This is a genomic window from Thalassotalea eurytherma (genome assembly GCF_030161415.1).
GTDB classification, from domain to species: domain Bacteria; phylum Pseudomonadota; class Gammaproteobacteria; order Enterobacterales; family Alteromonadaceae; genus Thalassotalea_G; species Thalassotalea_G eurytherma.
Map to the genome: position 1 here is coordinate 21,838 of NZ_BSSU01000010.1, position 26,593 is coordinate 48,430.

Sequence of the window (26,593 nt, forward strand, 5' to 3'; positions counted from 1 at the left end):
TTAACCTCCGAAAGAAGAATAGTAACTTAATAGTCGTCATCAAATGCGTACCATACTATTAAGCGCGAAAACTAGTTTGATCTAGCTCGTCTAACGCCACGAATTCGGTTAAAAATCGTGAAATTTTGACAAATTCCGCGCATTTTACGCACAAGGACTGCTGTCGTCTACAAAAAGTTTAAAAAAGATGATGTTTTTGTGATTTTTTGTTTTAAAACCTCAAAAGCATCACTTTATTTATCCAATTAGTCTATTTTTTAGCTCTTTAGCCCCAAAACATCCTGCATATCGTAAAAGCCATTTTTGGCAGTACTTAACCACAATGCAGCACGCATTGCGCCATGTGCAAATGTCATTCTAGATGTTGCTTTATGCGTTAACTCTATACGCTCACCCAAATCAGCAAATAAAGCTGTGTGTTCACCAATAATGTCGCCGGCTCTTACCGTTGCAAAACCAATGGTTTTCGGATCACGTTCTTCGGTGATCCCCTCTCGACCGTATACCGCACAATCGTTAAGATCGCGGTCAAGTGTGTTAGCTATTACCTGTCCAATCTTGACAGCTGTGCCTGAAGGCGCATCTTTTTTAAAGCGATGATGCGCTTCCATAATTTCAATATCTGTATCATCACCAATGGCTTTTGCTGCCATTTCTACTAACTTAAACAACAAGTTGACGCCGACACTCGTATTAGGCGCTAAAACAACAGGTATAGATTGTGCTATTTCTGCAATTTCAGCCACTTCATCATCATTAAAGCCTGTAGTACCAATAACTATCGCTTTATTATGTTCTTTACACCATTTTAAATGCTCAAACGTTGAAGAAATTGACGTAAAATCAATCAAAACATCTGCACCAACTAAAGAATTTAGGTCAGAACTCGCATTTTTTCCAATAGAACCTATTCCTGCTAATTCACCTAAATCAATACCATCGAAGCTCGAACCTTTGCGCACACTGCCTGCCGCGAGTGAAATGCTTTTATGCTGATTAGCAGCATCAATTAGGTTGCGCCCCATTCGGCCACTACAGCCTAAGATTGCTACATTAATTGTCATTCTTATTATTCTCTATGGATAGTTAAATCTTCTATAAGTGGAACATAGTGTGAAGCTTCATGTGATATCACATTCGTAATCTTCAATTCATCTTCACAAGTTAATACATGATATAGCGCTGTAAAATCGGTAAACATCGTTTGGTTTTGGTCGAAAAATTGCCAATGCACTGCGACCATAGCTAAATTTGAGTCAACAATTTGATAACTTGCTTTACTTGCAGCGACGTTTGCAAAGCCAAATCCTTTAAGCTGTGAAAAAATTGCCGAAAACTCATCAGTTAATGCCGCTGTTGACGAAAGAACCTTTAAGTCATCGGGTGTAGATAGACTGCAAGGCACCTTATAACAAGATAATGCTAATGATGCATCAAACCCTTCAAAGGCTTCAATGTATCGTTTAAATAAGACAACTAAAGACTGGCTAATATTATTGGTCACTTGTTCCGATCATCACACACTTTTATTAAACACATAAAAAAGCCGGGAAACCCGGCTTAATCATTATAAAATATCTAGTAACTCAACATCGAATACCAATGCAGAGTATGGAGGGATAGCTCCTTGTGAGCCTCTCTCGCCGTAAGCTAAGTTATAAGGAATGTATAAACGGTACTTAGCGCCTACAGGCATTAGCTGTAATGCTTCAGTCCAACCGGCGATTACACCACCTACTGGGAACTCAGCTGGCTGACCACGGTCGTATGAGCTATCAAAAACGTCACCGTTGATGAATGTGCCGTGGTAATGCGTACGAACAGTGCTAGCAGCAGTAGGCTTTTCACCTTCACCTGCAGCAAGTACTTCATACTGTAGACCAGACTCAGTGACAGTAACTTCATCACGCTTTGCATTTTCAGCTAAGAACGCTTCGCCTTCAGCAGCTTTTTCTTTAGCTACTTCTTGCTCTTGCTCTTGTAGTTTTTTAGAAACGATTGAGAAAGCTTCATTTAATGCTTCATCGTCTACTTGGCTTGCTGCGCCAGCAATAGCATCTGCTAAACCAGCTTGTACAGCAGTTACATCAAAATCTTTGAAAGGGTTGTTTCGTAATTGGTCACCTAATTGACGACCTACACCGTAACTTACACGTTGTTCGATTGATTCAAATTTAGTATCAGACATTATTTTTCTTCGCTTAAAAATTTCGGCGCAAATCATAGCATAATCCTTAGTATGAAAGTAGTGATTTACCGAGAAATATCCTACGCGTTTTTATACCAAGACATTATAAGATGTGTTCGATTAAAAACTACTTTAGCCATCTAAACATCTAGATTGACATATTCGTTGACCACTTTATAATATTGAACTTTTGTCAAAATCAGGCCAAAGTAAGGTCTTGTTTTTAAAAAGCTTACAATCTTATCGAGGTATTAATGCAATCAGCACCTACAGCCAATACAAGCTTGAAAAGCCTATTTCCATTCGTTGTTTTTCTTGTTTTGTTTTTAGGTACCGGCATCGCACTGACCCTTCAAGGTGTTGAATTCGCCTTTTATCAGCTGCCGGCAAGTATAGCGATTATTCCTGCTATATTCGTCGCGCTATATATCGGCAAAGAACCTCTTGAAGAGAAGATAGGTCAGTTTATTAGAGGTGCTGGCCATGAAAACATCGTCACTATGTGTATCATCTATTTGCTTGCTGGCGCCTTTGCCAGTGTTGCTAAAGCAACAGGCAGTGTCGACGCAAGTGTCCAGTTAGGGTTAGCACTCTTCCCTGATTTCCTTTTACTGCCAGGCTTATTCATTGTAGCCGCCTTTATTGCTACGGCAATGGGGACATCTATGGGGACAATAGCAGCTATTGCGCCGATTGCCTTAGGCTTTGTTGAAAGTGCAGACGTTAGTCCCGCACTGATAGCAGGTGTCATAATTTCAGGCGCTATTTTTGGTGATAACCTATCTATTATTTCTGACACCACCATTGCTGCAACTAGAAGCCAAGGTGCGCAAATGAAAGATAAGTTTAAAACAAACTTTAAATTTGCCGTCCCAGCAGCAATTATATGCTTGGTAATGTTTACGGTACTTGGCGACAGTATTACTTATCAATCAACAACAGATATCCAATTTGTTGGTTTGATCCCTTACCTACTTATTTTGGCATTGGCTCTAATGGGCGTTAACGTTTTTGTTGTACTTACCGTTGGTATTATTTCTGCGGCGATTATTGGTGCAATAACACAAAGCTATGGGCTTTTTACGTGGATAAGTGACATCAATAAAGGCTTTGCGAATATGCAAGATATCTTTATTTTGTCGTTATTTATTGGTGGATTAAGTGCTTTAGTAAAACATCAAGGTGGCTTAAGTGCTCTTACACATAAAATTGAGAACATTACCAGAAGAGTGAGTAAAGGAAATGATAAGAAGGCCGCGGGCATCGGCATTGGTATGCTTGCCTTTTTCACGAATTTTTTCACTGCCAACAACACAGTTTCAATTATCGTAACTGGCGATACAGCTAAAGAATTAGCAACGGATGCGCAATTATCACCGGCGCAATCTGCGAGCTTATTAGATATTTATGCGTGTATTAGCCAAGGACTTATCCCTTACGGTGCTCAAGCATTATTACTTGGCACAACAATGGGTATCTCACCTGTAGATGTTGTCATGTACTCTTTCTACCCAATGGTGTTATTTGTTGTTGTGTTATTGATGTTTAAGCGTGCGACAAAATAGCACGGCTAAATATAAAAAGGGGCAACATAATCAGATTATGTTGCCCCTTTTTCGTCTGTGATAAACGCGCTGTCAGATAGTGTTATTTAATTGGGTTCACACAATCTGGTGTCGTTTTCGCTTTGTTAAATATCGGTTCTGATTTGTCTAAATTTTCTCTTAACTGATTGATACGGCTTTCATTTGACGGGTGAGTCGACATGAACTCAGGTGGTTGGTTACCACCACTCGCTTTTGCCATATTTTGCCATAACTTGACTGATGCTTCGGGTTTAAAACCTGCTTTAGCCATCAACTCTTGACCAACAATGTCAGCTTCAGTCTCATGAGAACGCCCGTAAGGCATCAACGCTAAATATTGAGCACCGATACCCAGCGCGCCCATCGTCATCGCTTTAGTATCATTGTCCATATCGCCTAATAGTACACCGGTTGCCATTAAACCAATGCCTGCAACTTGTTCTGCAGAAATACGTTCATTCGCATGCTCTTCTATTACGTGAGCAACTTCATGTCCCATAATGGCAGCAAGTTGATCTTGCCCTTCCGCGACTTTTAAGATACCGGTATAAACACCAATTTTGCCGCCTGGTAGGGCAAAGGCGTTAATTTGCTCAGAATCAAAAACGACAACTTCCCATTCGCCATCGTGGGCACTTTTCGGGACATGGACAGTAATATAATTGGCTACACACTGCACATAAGCATTCGTTTTTTCGTCTTTGCTTATTTTTTCTTTTTTCTTCATTTCTTCAAAAGACTGTGCGCCCATCGCGTTAAGTTTATTTGAGTCCATAAAAGCGATTTTCGCTCGACCTGTTGAAGACGTGCTACAACCAGCTATTGTCATCGCCATGACAAGTGTAGAGGCAATAAGTTTGCTTTTCATTACAATCCCTTAAATATGATGGTTAGCTATATTCTATGAGATTACTTGGCGATTTAACAAGTGATTTACACCGTTAAGCAACGACTAATTCAAAACTAAAGTTACTGCCAACGCCTAATTCACTTTCTACTGCTATTTGGCTACCCATTAAGTTCAGAAGCTTTTGACTGATAGACAAGCCTAAACCAATATTTTTTTGGTGGCTCACCTTCATAGTATTGGTCGCTTGATAACGTGGGGTAAAGATTTGAGATAATTCTTGAGGGTTGATGCCAACACCACTATCTTTGATAGAAATTTGGCATCGACGCTCTGATGTTAACAATAATTCGAGTGCTATTTGCCCACCTGCTGGTGTATGTCTTAGCGCATTCTCAATGAGGTTTGTAATAACCCTTTCAAGTTTATTGATATCACTAACCACAATGATATCGTGACGTGTCGGGTCAAATATCAGTTTAATATCTTTTGCTTTAGTCGAAAGGTTAAACTTATCAACAATATCATAAAGTACCTCGACAACATTGAACTGCTCATTTTGGATGCTTACATGACCGCTTTCAATATGAGCCAACTCAAAAATCTGATCAATCAACAACTTAAGTTGACTCGCATTTTTTAATGACGTAGCCAGAAAAGCTTGTTTTTGCTTATCACTTAAATCATTTTGTTTAAGGCTCAATGTTTCTAAATAACCATGCAAAGAAGCAAGCGGTGTTCTCAAGTCATGAGATATTTCGGCTAATAACGTTTTACGTTGTAGATCAACGCGTTTTAGCTTTTCAAATTGACAATCGATGTGGCCCATCATTTCATGAAACATTACGCCCAATTGATGTACTTCATTTTTGCTGTGTTCATTCCATTGGTTAAGAGAAACGTCTTTTTGACTAAAACCTTGTTTCGTCACTAACGTCATCTCAATATTTAACAAACGAATTGGTGAGGTAATATTTCTAAATAGCCAAAGCATCAATATAAACAATGCAAGCAAACCAATCGCTAACATAACTAAAGATACTTCGACTTTGCTCTCTTTTTGTACTTGTGCATACGTATCAACATAACGTTCACCAGCAACAATGACATACAAGTAACCCATTAACGTTGAGCCATTAAAAATCGGTGTTGCTGAAAAAATTTTTTGTCTCGTTTGGTGTTTAGGATCGTCACCGTAGACGGGTAGAGGATGGCGGTACTGAATTAAGTTCTCGATAGGCTTTAAACTAATGTGATCTCGTTTCACTAAAGACCTGTCTGCCGAATAGGTGAGTATTTTGCCGCTCTGGTCAAGCAGATAAAATTCAAAAGCTGGGCCTAAAACCATCAAGGTATGAAAAAGGTTTTTTAATGCTTTATAGTCGTAAACGCCTTGTTGCAAAAGTGGATTATCACGAACAAGGCTAGGTGCTAACGACAGATGAAGCCGTTGTTGCGACTCAAACCGAGTTTGTTCTTCTAAGTGTTTTCCCCAATAAAAAAATACGCCAGCAATAAAGATAAAGAGCGCAGTTAGCGTAATGGCAAGCTTTTGATAAAGAGAAACATTCACGCACATACGCCTCTGCGATTAAACTTGTAACCTACTCCCCAAACGGTCTGCACGATCTCAGGCTTGGTAGCATTGCGCTCAAGCTTCGCTCTTAATCGATTAATATGTGAATTAACCGTATGTTCATAGCCACTATGATGGTATCCCCATACAGAGGAAAGTAGTTGTGAACGAGAAAATACTTGGTCGGGATGTTTTGCTAAGTGATGGAGTAACTCATATTCTGTTGCGGTTAATTCAATCACTTCACTCTTGTAAATCACTTGATGAGTTAAATGGTTTATTTGCAAATCGCCAAGTGAAATCGTTTGCTGCTCAGGATCTTGGTTTTTAAGTGCATCAAATAATGCAACCTTTCGCAGCTGAGCTCGGACACGCGCTTGTAACTCCCGAACACTATAGGGTTTAGCCATATAATCATCGGCGCCTAACTCTAGACCTAGCACCCTATCAGTTTCTGAATCTCGAGAGGTTAACATGATAACAGATAGCTCCGGTTGACTTGCTTTTAACTCTCTACAGACATCTAGGCCCGACATTCCTGGCAACATAATGTCTAACATGACTAGAGATAGTTCAGCTCCCCTTGCTAAAGCGATGGCCTGCTCACCCGAAGATGCATGAATGACATTAAGTTTTAATTCGCTCAAGTGCAGCGATATCAGTTTTGCTAAATCAGGATCGTCTTCTACAAGTAATACGTTTTGATTCATGGTCACTATCCGCTATTAAAATAGCAAATAGTGACCGTTGACGACGCACTTAATTGGTTATTGCGTACGTGTGATAACAACTCTCATTGTCGGGTTATCAAACTTATGGGCTTGAGTTAACACCGAACTAGTAAGGCCATCATCAACTGAAACAACACCTGAGTGCATGGTTACCATATCAAGCACATCATCTCGCTCAGCATTGTAGCCTTCACCACCATCTGCTTGGCCAGGTATTGTTCCCATCATTTCACTATTTGCTTCTGTTCCTGCATCATATGAACTGGTTAACAGGGAAATACTTTCACCAACAGCTAAATCAGCAATAGATCTAGCATTGACACCAGTGAATGCATCATTCGTATTAACAAGCATAGTGGCAAGTGAAATATTAGACGGCATCATATCTTCAATCATCACTTCAACCATAGTTGAGGTGCCCGGCATAAGTACATCCTCAGAAGACCCCGTAGCAAGCGCAACCGACAGGGCAAGTAACTCACTGTTGTCACCACCTTCGGCCATGATTTCTAATGCTTCGCTTGCTGTTTCTCCCAATGAAAATAAATTACCTTCATCATGTAATACCACAGCAATTGGTGATAGTGGTTGAGCATAGGTTAAATTTGTCACACTAACTTCAAAGCTGTAAATAACAGGCTCAGGTGTCGGTGGCGGTGTTACTTCAGGTAGATCATTATCACTATCTGAACAGGCTGACAGTATGAGCAACATTGAGCTCACCATGCCAAGCTTTATATATTTTGGAAACCTTTTCATAGCCCCTCCTACATCACAACAACAGTGACTTTAGCGACCGGGTTTAACCAACGATGAACAGTATTGTCTAAATCGCTTTTACCACCAGCAGGATCATCATCACCTAACGCACCACGGTGAACGTGCACCATTTCATTTGCTTCAGTAGACGTAACACCTGTTGCACCTGTGCCGCCGTCGCCTCCTGGAGCAACTGGAATACCCGGTGTACCTGAGGCACCACCGCCGTTAATGATTTCATCATTTGCTTCTGTACCGGCATCATAAGCATTTAAATAAACGGTGTAGGTACCCGCTTCAGTAGGAATTGGCCATGAGTTTAATGCAACAAAACCATCATTAGTTGGCAACATCATACCCGCCACCGATAAGTACATGTTGGCATCATCAGTATCTAACATTGCTGTTGTTGAGGCCGCTGGTGCTAATAAACCACCGGCAGGATTTTCAACAACATCGGCGCTAGCGTCACCTAAAACTGTAACAAGGCCTGAGATATCTCCACCTTCTGCCATTGCTTGTAATTCAGCTGATGCGGATTCGCCTAACGTAAATAAAGAAACAGCATCAGTATGCGCTGTAACAACAAGTGGAGTGTAGTGAATGCCGTTAGTGAGATTAGTAACGGTGACTTCTAATTGCTGAGCCATAGTTAATGGGCTAAGTGCCATTAACGCAGAGAGTGTAAGTAATTTGCCTTTCATTTTTTATCCTTGTTATCTAAATAGAGACAACTTGATTATGAAAGGCAAATATCAAGATAAAATCACAAAGTTATCACAATTTTATCACAGCATTAGTTTTTAACTTATTCAGTTAGTTAGCTTATTTAATTAGCGTTGAACGGTCTTTCTTTCGGTCATATACATCTGACTTATTGAAGCCTAGCGTAATATGAAAATCTTTTTTGCTCAGTTTGAGCTGTTGCCTAAAGTATTGACCATCACTTGAATTAACCACGACGTAATAAGCTGTATCTGTTTCGTTTGACACCGTGCCTACCCCTAAAAGCTCAACGGCTAACCCTTTATTTAAATCGACCTGCTGCTTATCAATATGTTGATACTCATACGGGTTTATCAAGGTAACGTGAAAAGTATGGTGATCTCTCGCCGCCTGGTTTTGACGAAAAGTTGCAAAATCGTCACCTATCGTTGTTTTCATTTTATTTAGATAAACATCAATTTGTGCTTTTGAAATACGCCCACCAAGATAGACAAGGCCACTATTATCTTTCAGCTCAACCGGCTTTATTGTTAGCCAATGACCAATTGCTTTATCTCCTGAAATTGACGTCACTTTTTCTTTATTACCTTTTAGTGCCCTTGCCAACGGCGAGCTTTCGTCGGCCGTTTTAATTGTATTAGCTACGGCAGCGTTAGTGGTTGTTTTATTTGCTTGGCTTTCTTGCTGAGCATAGACATTTCCAGCGCAGAACAAGCTAATAAACAAAAGACCAACCCTTGATACTTGTGCTAAATGGCGCTTAAAAGACGAGCTATCTTTCATCATTGATTCCTTTATAATGTGCATGCGTTTTACTATATCAGTTTGTTAGCTAAATCGCTTACCTAGGTTTAACTTTAAAACGAGTATTAGATGAAATTTTCCCTGTGGTTTTCTCCTGAACAATACCACCAACTAGCGACAAAATATTTTAACAAACGATGGATACTATTAATGTGGAGCTTTTTAAGCTTTGCACTTTTTACATTAATTGAAAGTAAAATATTCAACGTCACACCCAGTGCGCTGGTTGCTCTCGCACTATTTATTTTGTTTTTTGCCCTGCAAAGTTTAGTGTTAGCATCGTTTCTGTTCTTTTTTAAATCGCTGCCTTCAAATCAACACAAAGCAGACACTACGTCTGCGGTCTATCGCTTCTACCGAACAATTGAATGGCTAGAAACACTGCTTTTTAGCTTCTTACTACCTTTGCCGATGTTAGGCTTTATTTATGCCATACTAATGATTGTCAAACACTGAGAATAAAGATGAAAATACTGATATTTGGTAGCAGCGGCTTGACCGGACAAGCGTTGGTGAAACATTTAACCAACGAAGAGTGTCATGATGAAATCCATTTAGCTTTGCGTAAACCTCTACCCTCGATGACTCACCCGCACGTGCATCAACATATTATCGATTTCACCTGCGCTGAAGCAATTATTGAGCTAGTGAGCCAAGGTAACTTTGAACTTGCTTTTTGCGCACTTGGCACAACCATCAAAAAAGCAGGAAGCAAACAAGCGTTCAAACACATTGACGTCGATCTAATTTCAATGATTGGTGAATCAGTAACGAAAAGTCATTCAATAAACTGTTTTTGTTTTATTAGTGCTTTAGGTGCAAATGCTAATTCGTCGGTCTTTTACAATCGATGCAAAGGGCAAACTGAAAACAACATTATTGAACACTTCAACATTGCAAATGCTGAACGTGTAGCTAACAGTCAAACAACTCAAAAGTTGATTATTTGTCGCCCCAGTTTACTAACCGGCGATAGAGATAAATTTCGTTTAGGAGAAAAGATAGGTATTGTGCTTAGCCAATGCGCACCGTTCATATTTAGAGGGCCTTTAAAACAATATAAACCGATCGATGCCAGTTTATTAGCCTTAGCAATGATTCGAAAAAGCACCTGCGAGGGATTGAAAGAAAGTGATATCGACATCTGCGAAAACGACGAATTACACAAGATAGGGCAAGCCACAATTTAAATGTGGCGTTGCTTTTGAGCGTGTATTCCCATCGCGATAAAAATAACAAGGTGAACAGGTACTAAATAGGCAAGTGGTACTTTAGCCAATTGTTCGTTTAATACCGCAGTCAACCATACAGTTGCTAAACCATATCCAAAGGCACAAACCAACACAAAGGCGATTGTGCGTACAATAAAATGATAGCCCGCAAACATCTTCTTAATATGACTGTTAATTTGGTTGCCAAAAAGTACTAACAACGTTGCAACGATTGCCATGGCAGCTTGGTATTGATACGGTTTAAACCAAGCCCCTATATCCAACAAAAAATCTAATAGTACATCTGTCATTACTGTACCTGATGAGTTTTTAACAAACTCACCAATTCTTCTTCCGTTAACACCTTGACACCTAAAGACTGCGCTTTAGTGAGTTTAGAACCGGCTTTCTCACCTGCGACTAAATAGTCTGTTTTGGCAGAAACACTGCCAGAAACTTTCGCACCTAAACTTTGTAAATGCGCTTTTGCATCGTTACGGCCCATTTGGCTTAACGTCCCCGTTAACACATAAGTTAGATTGACTAATGGTTGCTGATCTTCAGACTTAACTTCAATTGCCGGCCAATTAATACCATATGATAACAAGGCATCAACAACTTCATTGTTATGGGGTTGAGCAAAAAAGCTAACAATGTTTCTTGCTACCACTTCACCAACATCGCTAACAGCTTGGAGCGCTTCTATATCAGCTACTCTTATCGCATCAAAAGTTAAGAAGTGACTAGCCAAATTACTCGCCGTTGTTTCACCTACTTCACGAATACCAAGTGCATAAATAAACTTTGCTAGCGTGGTTTTCTTACTTAACAGTAAACCGTTAATTAACTTTTCAGCTGACTTCTGACCCATACGCTCTAGGGTACTCACTTGAATATCTGATAAACCATAAAGATCAGAGGCATTTTTAATCAGTTTTTCATCAACCAGTTGCTCAACTAACTTATCCCCTAACCCATCAACATCCATCGCTTTACGAGAGGCAAAATGTTTGATCGCTTCTTTTTGTTGAGCGCCACAAAAAAGCCCACCAGTACAGCGCAATACCGCTTCATTTTCAGCGCGTTCAACAGCTGAATCACAAACAGGGCAACTTGTTGGAAATACAATATCTTTTGCGTTATCAGGACGTTTAGCGATAACCGTATTAACCACCTGCGGGATAACATCACCTGCGCGACGAATAGTTACCGTATCACCGACCTTAATACCTAAGCGACTAATTTCATCTTGGTTGTGTAGTGTTGCATTACTCACCGTAACACCACCAACATAGACCGGCTTTAATCGAGCGACAGGGGTAATAGCACCCGTGCGCCCCACTTGAAACTCAACATCCTCTAAAATCGTCAGCTCTTCTTGAGCTGGAAATTTATAAGCCATCGCCCAACGAGGTGCTTTAGCAACAAAGCCAAGTGTTTGTTGATGTTCAATACTGTTAACTTTAAGCACCGTCCCATCAATTTCATAAGGCAATGACTCTCGTGCCGTTAAAATCCCTTGATAAAAACGCTGGCATTCATCTTCAGAAGAAAGAAGCTCTACCTCTGGGCACATCGGTAAACCTAGGTCTCTTACAAAGGTTAATCTTTCGTAATGGCTAACAGGTAGCCACTGAGCTGACTCATCAGCCCCCGATAACGTACCAACAAATCCCAAGCTATAAGCGTAAAAGGCAAGGTTTCGCGACGCAGTAATTTTAGAATCTAATTGTCGCAAACTACCGGCAGCAGCATTTCTTGGGTTAGCAAATGCCTTCTCACCTTTTTTAGTTGCCTGAGCATTCAGTGCATCAAAGCTCGCTTTTGGCATAAACACTTCACCACGAACTTCGAGTACTTCAGGTAAATGTTCACCACGCAGCTTAAGCGGAATAGTTTTAATCGTTCGAATATTTTCCGTAATATTTTCACCAACACTTCCGTCACCACGTGTTGCCGCTTGAACAAGTAAACCGTGTTCATAACGTAAACTAACGGCTAAACCATCTAATTTAGGCTCGGCACAAAAGGCTATTTTATCTTCGGTGTTTAGGCGATCTTTTACGCGTTTAACAAACGCTTGCCATTCATCTTGATCGAACACATTATCAAGAGACAGCATAGGTATTTGATGAGTAACCTGAGTAAAGGCTTTTAACGCCTCACCACCAACTTTCTGGCTAGGAGAGTCTACTTTTTTTAATGAAGGGTTTGCTTTTTCTAATTCAATTAACTCTCGCATTAAGCGATCATATTCTGCGTCGGGTACCGTTGGCTCATCAAGCACGTAGTACTGATGGTTATAATCGTTTAACTCATTAGTCAGGGCGTCAATGCGATCAATAATTAGTTGTTCAGACATAGATTTCTCATGATTAGCGCCAAGCAATATTGTACTTAGCGCTATATAATAGGTTATTTACTGGCGATGCGGTGTTTGCGATCAAATTCTCTAATTTTAGTGATGTAATGTTGCTCTGTTTGTTGTGTCATAACACAGCGTTTATCATCTAAAATTTGTGCGTTAAATTCACTGGACAAATGGCGAGCTGCCGACATCATTTGATTAAACACCTCGAAAGGGTCACCTGCATTTGGCAACGTCATGAAAAGGCTTACACCTTGCGTTGCAAAGCTTTCCATAGCGTCTAAATCAAATGTCCCTGGGTTTAACATATTCGCTAAACTAAACGTGACTTTGCCATTGCCCGCATTATCTTGATGACGATGGAAGATATTCATTTCACCGTATTTTAAGCCGAGCGTTAATAGTGACGGTAATAAAGCAGCACCCGACATAAGATGGTTTTCAGGCATCACCACTGAGATAATCAAGACTTCTGGTTCTATTGCTACCTTAGGCTCTTTTGTTTCACTCACTGTCGGTTCATTGTTTGCTGATGTTACTTCAAAATCGTCACCCAGAGTCGGTTCTTGCTGTGACGATTCAAGTGCTTCAACATCGCCAAAATTAAAGCCCATTTGATTGCGCTTTAATGCTTCCTTTTCAGCTTTGGTAACACGAGGCTTACGCGTTGTTTTAACCTTTTCTGTTGCAGGCTGCGAAGTTTTTGGCTGTGTTACTGGTGTTTCATATAGAGGCTCGAGCGCAATTGTTTCTTCAATTTTTTGAGACACTTCTTCATTATGGCTGGCACCACTGTCTTCAAGCGTTTCTTCCTGCTCATGTTCTACCTGCATCACCGTTACATCATCAACACGCGGTGGCTGGTAATCTGTGGTATCAGTTTCTTGCTGATCAATAGCAATATGTGATTCTTTTGCATTGAGATCCTGTGGCAAAGGTTCATCATTGAAATGAGGCGCTGGTGCTGGCTCTTCAGGAATCTCTTCTTCTTTAGGTGGGTTTTTAATTTCCCCTGTTAACGCACTGTGCTCAACGACACGAGGTGCACTAACACCATATTGATCAAAACCACTTTTGTCGACAACGGGGTCTTCATTGCCAATTTGTTCGTCAGTTGTTTTAAGTTTATAAGGGTTTTTATTTTTTCGGATTGTCCATAAACCATGAACAAAAATAGCTCCGATGACAACAGCACTGATAATAATTAATGCGTTTCTGAAATTATCTTCCATCGTATCGCCTTCGTTATGATAATTCTGCCATTGCTACAGCTTCATCAATATCAACAGCAACCATGCGTGAAACACCTGGTTCATACATGGTAACACCGGTTAATTGTGAAGCCATTTCCATGGCTATTTTATTATGTGATATATAAATAAACTGAACGGTTTGAGACATTTCTCTTACCAAATTACAAAATCGGCCAACATTTGCATCGTCTAAAGGTGCATCTACCTCATCTAACATGCAAAATGGTGCTGGGTTCAGTCTAAAAATTGCAAAAACTAATGATAAAGCGGTTAGCGCTTTTTCTCCACCCGATAATAGGTGAATTGTACTATTTTTTTTGCCTGGTGGTCTTGCCATAATGGTAACACCTGTTTCGAGTAAATCATCGCCTGTTAATGCTAAATAAGCACTTCCTCCGCCAAAAACTTTTGGAAACAGTTGTTGCAGGTCGTGATTGACCTGTTCAAAGGTCATTTTAAATTTAGCGCGAGACTCTTTATCTATTTTGGCAATAGCACTTTCAAGCGTTTTTAATGCATCATTCAAATCTTCATCTTGTTGATCCAAATATTGTTTACGTGAAACTTGTGCGTCAAACTCCTCAATAGCGGCTAAATTGATTGCACCGAGCGCGTCAATATCTTTGGCTATTCGCGTTAAATTTGCTTGCCATAACGTTTCTTTTGCTTCAGCTGGCATTTGGGCGATAACTTGTTTAATAGATTGATATTCAGCGATAGCTTCTAGCGCAGTTTCTGCACGTAATTGGTAGTTCTGAAGATGAATATGATGCTTATTAAGTGTCGTTTTATGGCGTTCAACTTGATTAAAAATGCTTGTTTTTTGTTGTTCTAATTTATCAACCTGCTCAGTTTGGCCAGCTTGCGTTTTATGTAATTCGATCAATTCATTTTCTAATTCAAATAACGTATTTTGAGCAATTTCCAGTGCCTTTTGATCATCAATTATTGGTGATTTTAGGTTCTCCTCTTCAAAGCCTAGACTTTGTAATTGGCTTTCGAGGTGATGAATTTGCTCTTCTAAACGCGATTGGTGCAGTTGTGTCGACTGCTGGCTTGTTCGAGCAGTTTCAATCGCCAATGTTATTTGATGGCAAGCTTGCTGCTTATCGATAAGGGTTTGTTGTTTAGCAGCGAGACTATCATTTGATTGCTGAGCTTGTACTTCAAGTTGAGACATATCAAATTGCTCATTCGATGCTAACGCTTCAAATTGATGCAGTAATGATTCTAACGTTTCTTGCGCCTGAGATAAGGACTCATGCTGTTGCGCTATCTGAACTTGAGTTTGTTCAACTAATAATAGTTTGTGATTGTACGATTGCTCATTGAGTGCAAGTGCCTGCTCTGCCTGTTGCAGTTGCTGTTGAAGGTTTTGTTGCTTTAGTTGCTTTGCGGCGACTTGCTCTGAGGCTTGATTTAGCCGTTGCTCATCAGATTTACATTGCTCACTTAGCACAGCAAGATTTTGCTGACTCGTGATTATCATATGCTCGATAGAGGCAAGTTTTGCCTGTTTTACCAGCACATTGTTGGTATTTGACCAGCTACCGAACTGAAAAAAGCTATTGGAGAGCCAAAGCTTATTAGGGCAAATCACTGACTGTTCGTCGTTCAATTGACGTTTAATTTGCATTACTTGCTCAAATGAATCTGTAATCTTTATATTATTTAAATGCGCCAATAACGATGGATAATACGCAACTCCCTCGATAACGCTAGCAAGGCTATCTTCAACTACCGGTTGGGGCTTATTCGCTTTAACGATCAAATTGCAATGCTCAATACCCTCGGGCACTGTTAACAAATCTAATTTATCTGTCGTGACTTTAGCGTTAAGTACATTACCCAAGACCTTTTCGACGCTCTCACGCCACTTTTCTTCAACGATAATGTCTTGATAAAGCATGCGTTCAACAGTCACATTCATTGCTGTTAACCAGCTTTCTAATTCAACCTGTTCATCTTTTGAGTGATGACTTTGAGCAAGCTCTTGAGTTTGTCTTGCTCTTTGGTCAGACAAACTCTCAAGTTGCCACTTTTGCTCAGACAATGTTTGCTTGGTCTGTGAATAGTTTTGTTTTAGCTGAGCTAAGCTAGACGCCTGCTGTTCGGCATCGGCTACCAACGATTGTTTGCTCGCTTTTAGCTGTGCAATAAATTCAATTTCTTGCTCAATAAGTAACTTAAGTTGTATATGCTCTTTATTACTCGCTTGTTCAACTAACTTTTGGTGTTGTTCAGTTAACGTTTGAACAAGCTGTTTTTGGTGAGTTATTTTGCTCTCTAATCCAGTGCGCTCAATAAGTAAGGTTTGTGCCTGTTGGCTTTGTTTTTTTAGTTGTTGTTGTAATTGTCCATTAGACGCTTTAAGCGTATCAATTTCTTGCTGCAACACTAACAAAGCTTGCTCTTCTTGAGCTAATAAAGGTGACTTACTTTCAATGATTTGCTCATGCTGTTGCTGGCTAACATTGTCTTTCTTTAATTGTTCATTTAATTGCTGAAATTGATGTTTGAGCTTCTCTTGTTCTTGAGAGACCACCTGTAAACGCCCTTTGGCATGTTTAATATTTTGCTCTAAGCGAACACAATGAGAGGCGCTGTCGACTTTCTTGGCTTGCAACTTTTCAAGCTTATCGGTTTGCGTACTATTTGCCGTTTTAATTTGATGTATCTGATTTTCGCAGCTGATTTGTTCAACAACCAACAACTCAATTTTTTGTTTCAACTTGTCGATTGCGCTTTGTTCAGCATCGGCTTGTTGTTGATATTTTTGAGATTTTAGAACGGCTAACTCAGCTTTATATTTTCGCTCTTGTGCTTTTAAAGTACGAAAACGCTTTGCCGCTTGCGCTTGTTGATCAAGCTTTTCTATTTGTTGGCCAAGTTCAAAACGAATATCGCTTAATCGCTCAAGGTTTTCCCTGGTATGTTTAATACGATTTTCTGTATCGCGTCGACGTTCTTTATATTTAGATATACCTGCGGCTTCTTCAATAAATACTCTTAACTCTTGAGGTTTAGACTCAATAAGACGAGTTATTGTGCCTTGCTCAATAATGGCATAACTACGTGGACCTAACCCCGTACCTAAAAAGATATCGGTAATGTCTTTGCGACGACACTTACTACCATTTAAAAAATAGGTATTGGTACTTTCTCGATTGACGACACGACGAATAGATATTTCATTACGATCAGCTAAATGTTGAGATAAAGATGGGCTAATAGGATTATCTGAGTGTTCAAATATCAGCTCTACGCTCGCTTGACCAATCGGTTTACGCGATGCTGCACCATTAAAAATAACGTCTGTCATGGCATCGCCACGTAGGTTTTTAGCTGAACTTTCGCCTAATACCCAGCGCACCGCATCGATAATATTTGATTTTCCGCAACCATTTGGTCCGACAATAGCCGTCATCTGCTGAACAAAAGGTACTTTTGTTGGATCAACAAAGGATTTAAAACCAGCAAGTTTAATTTGCTTTAGACGCATTAAATGGGAAAACTCTTATTATTATTGTTATTGACTCTATCACGCTACTTTATCAAAGTTAGATGTACTTTGTAACAAGTCAACGCTGTTGCTTTATTTTTATTTTATTATAATGAGTTTCGCTAACTGATTGTTGTTAAAAATTAATTCAAGGAGTTGTTATGTCGTCAGCGCAGCTTAAAAAGCCAACAGCCACATCTGGAGCGGGTTATTTTTTTTCTGGCTTTTCCTTAATCCAATTAAAAGGGATCAAGCGCTTTGTTTTTATACCGCTTATGGTTAATTTGATCTTATTCTCAATTGCTTTTTATTTCGTTTTTCAACAATTAGATAGCTATATCGCACAGCTAACCGGTTGGCTGCCTGAAATGCTCGATTGGTTAAATTATTTAATATGGCCAATAGCGGTCATGACAGTATTAGTTGTCTTTTCCTTTTTATTTAGTGCAGTAGCTAACTGGATAGCTGCACCATTTAATGGCCTGTTAGCCGAAAAAATGGAGCTGATATTAACCAACCAACCTATCGGTGGTGGCGGCATGGCCGACATTATTAAGGATATTCCACGTACCTTGTCACGTGAGTGGCGCAAGCTTCTATACTATATTCCACGTGCTGTTGGCTTTTTAATTCTTTTGTGGGTACTCCCTGTTATTGGACAAGTACTATGGTTTTTATTTGTCTCGTGGATGATGGCAATTCAATATAAAGATTATGCATTTGATAACCATAAAATAGCCTTTGACGATATGAAAAGCACCTTAACTAACAATAAAGGTATTAGTTTTAGTTTTGGCGTGAGTGTTGCCGTTTTTTCTATGATCCCGATTATCAACTTGGTTGTAATGCCAGTAGCAATTTGTGGTGCAACGGCGCTTTGGGTTGATAATTACCGAGAAGAATATCTCGCCAAGCGTGATTAAATGATTGACGCTGAATTACATAAATCATACATTGACGCGATAAAGATGTAATTTTTAGGGATAAAAGATGAGAATTTTACCAATCACATTATTCATATATTCGGTATTGATAAGTCAAATTGCGGTTGCTGAAGAGCAAGCACTTGAGATGCCTGTTATGAAAGATGCCCGCGTCTTTTATCAAGACACAGAAAAACGCCCTTTCGTTACCAATTTTTATACACGTGCTACCAAACAAGCCGTGATAGATTTCTACCAACAACAACTGGGAGAAGTGTTAAGCCAAGAATTGAAACGTGGCCGTTTAACACTAAATTTCAGCAAAGATGAAACCAGTTATCGTGTCGTCATCTCAGAGCAAAACAACATGCGTCAGGTTGATATTATTGCTCAATAGAGCAACGTTATCTCATAAAAAAGCCAAGTCGATGACTTGGCTTTTTTCGTTCAATAGGCAACGGTGGCTTATTTCTCACCGCGTCCCATAAACTTAGTTTCCGCTGTATTTACTTTGATCATATCACCGGTAGAGATATGTTCTGGCACCTGAACAGTTAACCCAGTTGATAGGATTGCAGGTTTGGTTCTTGAGGTAGCAGAAGCGCCTTTAATTGAAGGGTCAGTTTCTACCACTTCTAGATCAACACTTGACGGCAGCTCTAACGCAACGGCATTGCCATCAATGATCACCACTTGAATACCCGGCGTTTCTTCATTGATAAACAACAGTTCATCTGCAATGGCTTCTTTATTTAGGTTGTATGGCGTGTAATCTTCGTTGTCCATAAACACATATTCATCACCATCAATATAAGAGAACATAACGGCGCGACGTGTTAAATCAGCTAGCTTTAGCATATCAACGTCTTTAAAGGTTTCGTCAACTTTGGCACCAGTAACGACATCATACATACGCATACGGTATAAACTGCCACCCGCACGACCTTGTGGCACCGAGCGACTAATGTCTTTAATCATAACGACTGAACCATTGTGTTCAATCGCGGTGTTCTTTTTGACTTCACTTGCCTTTGGCATTTTTTATCCTCTTACACTCAGTTGTTATTTGTTTGTTGGCTCGCCACTATGAAATTTGAAATCATCATCTGGAGATGAAATCAGTTCAGCTTCTAAATTGCCAAAATACGCTATTCGTTCAGAAATATCACCACCTGCGATTTGTTCTGCTAACGCCAAGTAATCTTGATAATGGCGAGCCTCACTGCGCAGTAATGAGATATAAAAATTATTAAGTTCTTCATCTAAATGAGGCGCCAGTTTAGCAAAGCGCTCACAAGATCTGGCTTCAATATAAGCGCCAATGATCAACTTATCAATTAAAGTATTTGGCTCATAGCTCGTTACATGACGAATCATCCCTTTAGCATATCTACTTGGTGTTATGCTGTAATACTCAATACCGCGATTGTGCATTATCTCAAGTACTTGATAGAAGTGATGTAACTCTTCTTTAATGAGTAACACCATTTTGTCTATTAAGTCTTGCCCGTAAGGCGAGTCGCTTTTAGGAACAATATTTTTTGATAGTTTATTGGCTTTTGCTAAATCAGCTAACGAACCCTGTTTTTTATAGATAAAGGTTTCATAGGGTGCTAACCACGCTAATAACGCATCACCGCTTTCTTTATCAACAGCGTACTTTCTAATCAAATACATAGCAGTTTGTGCCGCTTTAAGCTCACAAATCATGTGATCAATCAGTAACACTTCTAGGTTTTCTGGTTGTTTGGCCTTTTCAATCCAGCCATCTGGGCTTGGCGCGTTCAAAAATTGATGAATAGGCTTAAGTAGGTTTTGGTAAGACATAGCAACAAAACAATAAAATAAGATTGCGCTATTTTAAAAGGCAAATGCTGAGCTTTCTAGTGTAAAATAACATTTATCAGATCTACATCAGAAAATACTTATGAATAAAGACGTAAAGCAGCTTTTATCTCAACACCAACAACTCATTCATAGTGAGTTAAAAAAAGTAACTTCTCATGTGCAACGTGAAGATGGCGATTGGTTTCTCAACACTGTCATGCTTGAAGGAACAGATAGCCCATTTAAATTTAAACGCAAACAGCCTTATCAATCGTTAAAAGGTCAACGTGTAAATCTGACCTATTACCGCGAAACAGAAATGATCGCAGGTTTTGAAATGGAATATATGAAAGTCGTTAGAATAAAAACCTCATAAATTGTACGTTTTTTAAACATATTTTTGATTTAGCGCATCTTTTTTGATTATTTTGCACTCAACTCTTGACGAATTCTTCACCATACTTCATAAATTAAATATCGACGATAAAAAAAATAAATGTCGAATATAAGGTAAACGCTTAACGTTTGCCCGTTTTGGGGATTGTATGAGGAAGTTATTATGTTACTAAATCACATTTGGGGTTTATACGCCCATCCTAAAGAAGAATGGCACACCATAGAGAAGCGTCACGAGAGTTTGACCTATTCATTCACTCACATTTTAGTGGTTGCACTAATACCGTCTATTTGTGGTTACTATGCTGCTGCTCACATTGGTTGGTCAATTGGCGCCAATGAAATAATAAAATTAACCGAACAAAGTGCAACATTTATGGCTGTTGGCATGTACGCAGCCCTAATAGCAGGTGTATTTGCTTTAGCTTATCTCATCCACTGGATGGCCAAGACCTTTGATGCATCACCCGACTTTACACAGTCGCTAGAGTTAGCCGCTTATACTGCCACACCATTATTGATGGTCGGTATTGCTGCGCTTTACCCTGTACTGTGGTTTGTTGCCTGTGCTGGTTTAGTCGCCGTTTGTTACTCTGTTTACTTACTATACTCAGGTGTTCCAATCATGATGAACATACCTGAAGAAAAAGGCTTTATTTATTCAAGCTCAGTAGTAACCTGCGGTCTTGTGTTACTGGTTGGTATAATGGCAAGTACGGTAATTTTATGGAGTTTAGGCTTCGGGCCTATATTTACCTAAATTGAATATATAATAGATTTGTTTTGTTAAATAAAAAGGCGCTTAAAGCGCCTTTTTATATCTTGAGGATATCCATTAACCTTCGTTATGCATATCAATAACCGACTCTGCATTCTTGTCTGATTGCTCTTTCGATTCATCATTACGTGCTTCGTCTAGCTTCTCTAAGTATCCTTGGTCAATATCATTTGTAATATATTGGCCCGTAAATACTGACGCTTCAAAATGTTTCACTTCTGGATTAGCAAAACCTACCGCAGCGGTTAAATCTTCAATTGATTGGTAGATTAACTTATCAGCACCGATTAATTGACAAATGTCGTCTAATTCTCTGCCATGTGCGATTAATTCATTAGCACTTGGCATATCGATACCGTAAACGTTCGGGAAACGAACTTCTGGTGCTGCTGATGCAAAGTAAACTTTCTTCGCACCTGATTGGCGTGCCATTTCAATGATTTGCTCTGACGTTGTACCGCGTACAATGGAATCATCTACTAGCAGTACGTTCTTGCCTTTAAACTCAGAACTGATCGCATTAAGTTTACGACGCACTGACTTCTTGCGCTCTGCTTGCCCTGGCATAATAAACGTGCGGCCAATATAGCGGTTTTTAACAAAGCCTTGGCGATATGGGATATCTAAATGTTGTGCTATTTCTAACGCAATATCACATGACGTTTCAGGAATAGGGATAACAACATCAATGTCTAAATCGTCCCATTCGCGCGCGATTTTATCGCCCAATCGTTTACCCATTTCAATCCGTGATTGATAAACAGAGATTTTGTCGATTGTAGAATCTGGACGAGCAAAGTATACAAACTCAAATAAACATGGGCTATAAATTGGGTTTTGTGCACATTGCTTTGAATGAATCTGACCATCTTCGGTGAAGAAAATAGCTTCGCCAGGCGCTACGTCACGGACAAATTCAAAATCACAAGCATCTAATGCAACTGACTCTGAAGCGACCATGTACTCAACACCGGCTTCAGTTTCACGCTTACCAAAAACTAATGGACGAATACCCTGAGGATCACGAAAAGCGATCATGCCATGGCCGATAATCAACGCAACCGTTGCGTAGCCGCCACGAACACGAGTATGGACATTTTCAATTGCTGTAAAAATATCATCTGGTGTTAAAGACAGACCTTCTGTTTCCTGTAATTCATGGGCTAAAATATTTAATAGCAACTCTGAATCAGACGTTGTGTTTACATGACGTTTAGCTGAATTAAATAACCATTTTTTCAGTTCATTCGCATTGGTTAAGTTACCATTGTGTGCTAATGAAATACCAAATGGTGAATTTGCATAAAATGGCTGTGCTTCTGAAGAGCTTGAAGTACCTGCCGTTGGGTAACGAACATGGCCAACACCAATATTCCCCTGCAGGCGAAGCATATGACGTGTGTGAAACACATCTTTAACCAAGCCATTGGCTTTTCTTAGCCTAAACATGTTGTCGCTAATGGTAACTATACCTGCCGCGTCTTGGCCTCGGTGCTGTAACACCGTTAATCCATCATATAACGATTGACTTACTGGTGTTTGACCAACAATACCAACAATACCACACATGAAATTTCTCTCCGCCGAACCCTATTAGGATAAAAAACTTGATGACTCTTTTAAATACCCAAAAAACCACTCAATAACTAACGTAAACTCAGGGATCAATACTGAATCGCTCCACCAATGAGCATCGCTTGCCGGCGTAAATGAATCCATAAAAAACAACACTGCACTCGATATTAGAACACCGCGAAGCGCGCCAAAGACAATACCTAACATTCTATCTGTACCGGACAAACCTGTTTTAATAACAAGTTCACCAATCAAATAATTTATTAGAGCACCGAGAATAAGTGTGGTTATGAAAAGGATAGAAATAGCCGCCGCATTGCGCAACAAAGGATCTGAGATGTTAGTTAAGAGAGTTGCTAGATTTGAATAGAATTGACTGGCCACAAAAAAAGCCGACGCCCATATAATGAGAGATATAGCTTCTTTAACAAAGCCCCTCACTAAACTTATTAACGTTGATATGCCAATCACCGCTAAAATGGCATAATCTATCCAAACCATAAATTGAATAATCTCATAACTTTTGAGGCGCGCATTCTAACAGAACGTTTACCTTAATACCTAACTATTTTTATTATTTAGTTGGCGTATATTTAGCAATTTTTCCCGTCACTTTAGCTATTTTAGCTAATTCAGGAATCTGCTTTTCCAATGTCGATTTGTTGATATTGGGACCAACAAATACTTTCGTCAATGTTCTGTTTTTTGTTTTAACTGGTTTTGTAAAAACAACGTAGCCAGCACTCGACAACTTGCTCACTAAGTCATCTACATTCTTTTTCTTACTAAAACTGCCTAACTGAATCACCCATGCTTCACCTGTTACTGATGCAATTGGTGTTTTCTTGACGTCTTTTTTTGCATTATCAACGTTTGTTGTTGTGATTTCTTTGGGCTTATCTAATGCGTTAATGATAAGTGTATCAGTTGAGCTATCATTAGCTGGCGTGTCTTGTTCATTAGTTTTTGTTGCTATTTCATCATCAATAGCAACAATATCATCGGCGACCTCTGGCTTTTCAATTGCATTAAGTTTTTGCTCTGGAAACTCTTTAGGCGTTGTCACTTTTTCAACTTTAGGTGGCTGAGGGATTTGCTGAAATTGCTCTTGGTAGGTTTTCTTTTTGCCGTCTAACAAATCAGGTAAAAATATAATGGCCGCCGCCGCAACGATAACGGTACCGACAATACGATTTTGAAATGGTGTAGACAAAGAGAACTCCTAAAAATATAACTTCCGAACATCTGCTACGGTAAAGAATGATCCAAAAACTAAAATCAAATCATTATCTTCTGAGCGTTGTAATGCCATTTTATAGGCCTGCTCAACATTGTCAAAACAATTCACAACGCAACGATTACCGCTGACATGCTCAGATAAGACTTCAGCACTTGCTCCCCTGGGTACATCCAATGTTGCAAGATACCATGTATCAACAAGTTCATTGAATAAGGACAACGTACCTTTTATGTCTTTATCAGATAACATACCCGCCACACAGTGAAGTTTTTTGTATTTGTAACCAGACAGTGTTTTGACTAGATTGCGCGCTGCATGAGGGTTATGAGCAACATCAAGTAAGACATCAGGCTGCTGTTGAATGAGCTCTGTTCGTCCTGGAACTTTTGTTTGTTCAATAACGTCATTGATAAATTGGGTTGAAACGTCTAACGATAAACAGTTTAAAACAGTAATAGCTGTTGCCACATTATCAATTGGAATATTGGGTTTTATTAAAGCGGATAGACTCAGATCGTTACCCTGATAACTCCAATTGTCGGTATTTTCTTGTAAGCTAAAATCAACATTTCTATAAATTGCTCGAGTTTTGATATTTAACGCATGTTGCTTAATTGAATTAATGGTCGATGGTTCACCAACAACCGCGAATTTATCGCCACGCATGATACCGGCTTTCTCAAAGCCGATCAGTTCTTTGGTGTCACCTAAAAAGGCTTGATGATCGAGGTCGATACTTGTAATAACGGCAATGTCAGCATCAATAATATTGGTTGCATCGAGTCGGCCACCAAGGCCCACTTCTAAAATAATATAGTCAGGAGAAACTTCCTGACAGATCATTAACGCAGCAAGTGTTGTGTATTCATAGTAGGTTAATGATATGTCGCCTCTAGCCTGCTCTATCTGCTCAAAAGCGTCAATCAGTGGCTGATTTGTTACTTCGGCTTTATCGATGCGTAATCGCTCATTAAAGCGCTCTATATGCGGAGAAGAATAAACTGCCACAGATTGATGACGCTGCAAAAACGCATTTTCTAAAAAGGCACAGGTTGTACCTTTACCATTGGTGCCTGCGACCGTAATAACTTTAGAACCACTCAATGAAATAGATAGTCTTCTCGCGACCTCGGCAATTCTTGTTAAACCTAAATCAATCTCTTGGCTATGAATGGACTCTAAATAAGAAAGCCAATGATCAAGTGTTGCGTTTGATAATTGGCTTGGATGATGATTGGTCATTTATTCAGTAAACGGCGACGGTTGCCCAGTAAATTTAGCAATTAAACGCGTAAGAGAATCACGCATTTCACGACGATCAACGATTAAGTCGATTGCACCTTTTTCTAGTAAAAACTCACTGCGCTGAAAGCCCTCAGGTAGTTTTTCACGCACGGTTTGCTCGATAACACGCGGGCCAGCAAAGCCAATAAGTGCTTTAGGCTCGGCAACATTAATATCACCTAACATCGCTAAACTAGCAGAAACACCACCCATTGTAGGGTCAGTTAACACAGAAACGTAAGGTAAGCCCTTTTCACTCATTTTAGCCAATGCTGCACTTGTTTTAGCCATTTGCATCAAAGACATTAATGCTTCTTGCATTCGAGCACCACCACTAGCAGAAAAACAAATAAGTGGTAAGTTATGTTCTAAACAGCACTCAACCGCCGCAACAAAACGTGCGCCAACTACCGACGCCATTGAACCGCCTAAAAAAGAAAACTCAAAAGATGCTGCCACAACAGGCATACCATGCAACTCGCCACGCATAACAACGATGGCATCTTTTTCACCAGATACTTTCTGTGCAGAGCTAATGCGGTCTTTATATTTCTTTGAATCTTTAAATTTCAATATATCTTTAGGTTCAAATGCTTCACCAAGCTCTTGACGATTATTTGTATCTAAAAATGTTTCAAGGCGCTTGCGAGCACTAATACGCATATGGTGATCACATTTAGGGCATACACTCATTGCACGCTCTAACTCAACTTTGTATAACATCGCGTTACACGAGCCACATTTAGTCCAAACACCTTCTGGGATATTACTTTTCTGAGTAGTTTTCGCTTTTGGGAGAATTTTTTCAATCCAGCTCATAATTCTTTTCGGCCTATTGCAATAAAATATAATTGATGACGTATTTATTTTGTCTAATTAATCATCAATTTGTTGAAACTATACATATAACCGTGAATTAAAACACAATTACCTATTTACCAGTTACAAAAAACTGGTCTGTTTTGTTTCATCGGTATTATGAAAAGCGCTAATGTGAGCCTTCATTTTACCAAGCTTTG

Annotated in this window: 27 protein-coding genes; 7 read left to right on the forward strand and 20 right to left on the reverse strand. The window is 39.5% G+C overall.

From position 1 onward, the window contains the following. Positions 1-257: 257 nt before the first annotated feature. The 3 genes from dapB to QQK02_RS10505 form a co-directional block, all read right to left on the reverse strand. On the reverse strand, positions 258-1,064 hold the full coding sequence (gene dapB / locus QQK02_RS10495) for a 4-hydroxy-tetrahydrodipicolinate reductase (RefSeq protein ID WP_284207970.1): 807 nt from the start codon (positions 1,062-1,064) through the stop codon (positions 258-260). Positions 1,065-1,069: 5 nt separating this feature from the next. Further along, positions 1,070-1,504: a hypothetical protein gene (locus QQK02_RS10500; protein ID WP_284207971.1), complete on the reverse strand. Its 435-nt coding sequence runs from the start codon at positions 1,502-1,504 to the stop codon at positions 1,070-1,072. Positions 1,505-1,567: 63 nt separating this feature from the next. Further along, positions 1,568-2,188: an FKBP-type peptidyl-prolyl cis-trans isomerase gene (locus QQK02_RS10505; protein WP_284207972.1), complete on the reverse strand. Its 621-nt coding sequence runs from the start codon at positions 2,186-2,188 to the stop codon at positions 1,568-1,570. Positions 2,189-2,442: 254 nt separating this feature from the next. Here QQK02_RS10505 and QQK02_RS10510 point away from each other — a divergent pair, with 254 nt between their 5' ends. Further along, positions 2,443-3,753 (forward strand): Na+/H+ antiporter NhaC family protein, encoded by a 1,311-nt coding sequence (locus QQK02_RS10510; RefSeq protein ID WP_284207973.1) that lies wholly within the window; start codon positions 2,443-2,445, stop codon positions 3,751-3,753. A gap of 82 nt (positions 3,754-3,835) precedes the next feature. Here QQK02_RS10510 and QQK02_RS10515 read toward each other — a convergent pair whose 3' ends face one another. The 6 genes from QQK02_RS10515 to QQK02_RS10540 form a co-directional block, all read right to left on the reverse strand. Continuing rightward, positions 3,836-4,642 carry a M48 family metallopeptidase gene (locus QQK02_RS10515; protein WP_284207974.1) on the reverse strand — a complete coding sequence of 269 codons (807 nt, stop codon included), beginning with the start codon at positions 4,640-4,642 and terminating at the stop codon, positions 3,836-3,838. A gap of 73 nt (positions 4,643-4,715) precedes the next feature. Next, on the reverse strand, positions 4,716-6,194 hold the full coding sequence (locus tag QQK02_RS10520; RefSeq protein WP_284207975.1) for a sensor histidine kinase: 1,479 nt from the start codon (positions 6,192-6,194) through the stop codon (positions 4,716-4,718). Continuing rightward, positions 6,191-6,907 (reverse strand): response regulator transcription factor, encoded by a 717-nt coding sequence (locus QQK02_RS10525; RefSeq protein WP_284207976.1) that lies wholly within the window; start codon positions 6,905-6,907, stop codon positions 6,191-6,193. The genes QQK02_RS10520 and QQK02_RS10525 overlap by 4 nt, the downstream gene beginning before the upstream one ends. 57 nt (positions 6,908-6,964) lie before the next feature. After that, a complete protein-coding gene (locus QQK02_RS10530; RefSeq protein WP_284207977.1) occupies positions 6,965-7,687 on the reverse strand; it encodes a spondin domain-containing protein in 723 nt (240 codons plus the stop codon). A gap of 8 nt (positions 7,688-7,695) precedes the next feature. Beyond that, a complete protein-coding gene (locus tag QQK02_RS10535) occupies positions 7,696-8,391 on the reverse strand; it encodes a spondin domain-containing protein (protein ID WP_284207978.1) in 696 nt (231 codons plus the stop codon). 121 nt (positions 8,392-8,512) lie between these two features. Further along, a complete protein-coding gene (locus tag QQK02_RS10540) occupies positions 8,513-9,199 on the reverse strand; it encodes a hypothetical protein (RefSeq protein WP_284207979.1) in 687 nt (228 codons plus the stop codon). Between the two features lie 87 nt (positions 9,200-9,286). Between QQK02_RS10540 and QQK02_RS10545 the strand changes: the two genes are divergently transcribed. Continuing rightward, positions 9,287-9,673, forward strand: coding sequence for a hypothetical protein (locus QQK02_RS10545; RefSeq protein WP_284207980.1), 387 nt, complete (start codon positions 9,287-9,289; stop codon positions 9,671-9,673). A gap of 8 nt (positions 9,674-9,681) precedes the next feature. Next, positions 9,682-10,407: a Rossmann-fold NAD(P)-binding domain-containing protein gene (locus QQK02_RS10550; protein ID WP_284207981.1), complete on the forward strand. Its 726-nt coding sequence runs from the start codon at positions 9,682-9,684 to the stop codon at positions 10,405-10,407. Here the strand turns inward: QQK02_RS10550 and QQK02_RS10555 are convergent. Genes QQK02_RS10555 through smc form a run of 4 tightly spaced genes read right to left on the reverse strand, consistent with a single transcriptional unit; the run spans position 10,404 to position 17,551 of the window. Then, complete coding sequence (locus tag QQK02_RS10555; protein WP_284207982.1) at positions 10,404-10,739, reverse strand: DUF3392 domain-containing protein; 336 nt, start codon at positions 10,737-10,739, stop codon at positions 10,404-10,406. The two genes, QQK02_RS10550 and QQK02_RS10555, sit on opposite strands and share 4 nt — an antisense overlap. Next, entirely contained in the window at positions 10,739-12,790 is a 2,052-nt protein-coding gene (ligA, locus tag QQK02_RS10560; protein WP_284207983.1) for an NAD-dependent DNA ligase LigA, read from the reverse strand. Before ligA ends, QQK02_RS10555 begins: the two co-directional genes overlap by 1 nt. A 53-nt stretch (positions 12,791-12,843) precedes the next feature. After that, the gene (gene zipA / locus QQK02_RS10565) at positions 12,844-14,028 is read right to left on the reverse strand and encodes a cell division protein ZipA (protein WP_284207984.1); all 1,185 of its coding nucleotides are present in this window, start codon (positions 14,026-14,028) and stop codon (positions 12,844-12,846) included. 13 nt (positions 14,029-14,041) lie between these two features. Continuing rightward, positions 14,042-17,551, reverse strand: a complete 3,510-nt coding sequence (gene smc, locus QQK02_RS10570) for a chromosome segregation protein SMC (RefSeq protein ID WP_284207985.1) — start codon at positions 17,549-17,551, stop codon at positions 14,042-14,044. A gap of 161 nt (positions 17,552-17,712) precedes the next feature. Between smc and cysZ the strand changes: the two genes are divergently transcribed. Together cysZ and QQK02_RS10580 are read left to right on the forward strand one after the other, a co-directional pair. Next, on the forward strand, positions 17,713-18,474 hold the full coding sequence (gene cysZ, locus QQK02_RS10575; protein ID WP_284207986.1) for a sulfate transporter CysZ: 762 nt from the start codon (positions 17,713-17,715) through the stop codon (positions 18,472-18,474). A 67-nt stretch (positions 18,475-18,541) separates the two neighbouring features. After that, positions 18,542-18,871, forward strand: coding sequence for a hypothetical protein (locus QQK02_RS10580; protein WP_284207987.1), 330 nt, complete (start codon positions 18,542-18,544; stop codon positions 18,869-18,871). A gap of 68 nt (positions 18,872-18,939) precedes the next feature. On the opposite strand, the gene efpL is transcribed toward QQK02_RS10580, so the two are convergent. Together efpL and miaE are read right to left on the reverse strand one after the other, a co-directional pair. Next, a complete protein-coding gene (efpL, locus tag QQK02_RS10585; RefSeq protein ID WP_284207988.1) occupies positions 18,940-19,512 on the reverse strand; it encodes an elongation factor P-like protein EfpL in 573 nt (190 codons plus the stop codon). Positions 19,513-19,536: 24 nt separating this feature from the next. Then, complete coding sequence (gene miaE / locus QQK02_RS10590) at positions 19,537-20,301, reverse strand: tRNA isopentenyl-2-thiomethyl-A-37 hydroxylase MiaE (RefSeq protein ID WP_284207989.1); 765 nt, start codon at positions 20,299-20,301, stop codon at positions 19,537-19,539. Positions 20,302-20,401: 100 nt separating this feature from the next. Between miaE and QQK02_RS10595 the strand changes: the two genes are divergently transcribed. Next, positions 20,402-20,677 (forward strand): hypothetical protein, encoded by a 276-nt coding sequence (locus tag QQK02_RS10595; protein WP_284207990.1) that lies wholly within the window; start codon positions 20,402-20,404, stop codon positions 20,675-20,677. Positions 20,678-20,860: 183 nt separating this feature from the next. Next, the gene (locus QQK02_RS10600; RefSeq protein ID WP_284207991.1) at positions 20,861-21,457 is read left to right on the forward strand and encodes a Yip1 family protein; all 597 of its coding nucleotides are present in this window, start codon (positions 20,861-20,863) and stop codon (positions 21,455-21,457) included. A 75-nt stretch (positions 21,458-21,532) separates the two neighbouring features. Here QQK02_RS10600 and purF read toward each other — a convergent pair whose 3' ends face one another. The 5 genes from purF to accD all read right to left on the reverse strand — a co-directional run bounded on the left by purF (position 21,533) and on the right by accD (position 26,393). Next, complete coding sequence (gene purF, locus QQK02_RS10605) at positions 21,533-23,044, reverse strand: amidophosphoribosyltransferase (protein ID WP_284207992.1); 1,512 nt, start codon at positions 23,042-23,044, stop codon at positions 21,533-21,535. Positions 23,045-23,068: 24 nt separating this feature from the next. Beyond that, positions 23,069-23,551 carry a CvpA family protein gene (locus QQK02_RS10610; protein ID WP_284207993.1) on the reverse strand — a complete coding sequence of 161 codons (483 nt, stop codon included), beginning with the start codon at positions 23,549-23,551 and terminating at the stop codon, positions 23,069-23,071. Between the two features lie 73 nt (positions 23,552-23,624). Further along, positions 23,625-24,263: an SPOR domain-containing protein gene (locus tag QQK02_RS10615; protein WP_284207994.1), complete on the reverse strand. Its 639-nt coding sequence runs from the start codon at positions 24,261-24,263 to the stop codon at positions 23,625-23,627. Between the two features lie 9 nt (positions 24,264-24,272). After that, positions 24,273-25,532 carry a bifunctional tetrahydrofolate synthase/dihydrofolate synthase gene (gene folC / locus QQK02_RS10620; protein WP_284207995.1) on the reverse strand — a complete coding sequence of 420 codons (1,260 nt, stop codon included), beginning with the start codon at positions 25,530-25,532 and terminating at the stop codon, positions 24,273-24,275. Continuing rightward, the gene (gene accD, locus QQK02_RS10625; protein WP_284207996.1) at positions 25,533-26,393 is read right to left on the reverse strand and encodes an acetyl-CoA carboxylase, carboxyltransferase subunit beta; all 861 of its coding nucleotides are present in this window, start codon (positions 26,391-26,393) and stop codon (positions 25,533-25,535) included. Positions 26,394-26,593: the final 200 nt, after the last annotated feature.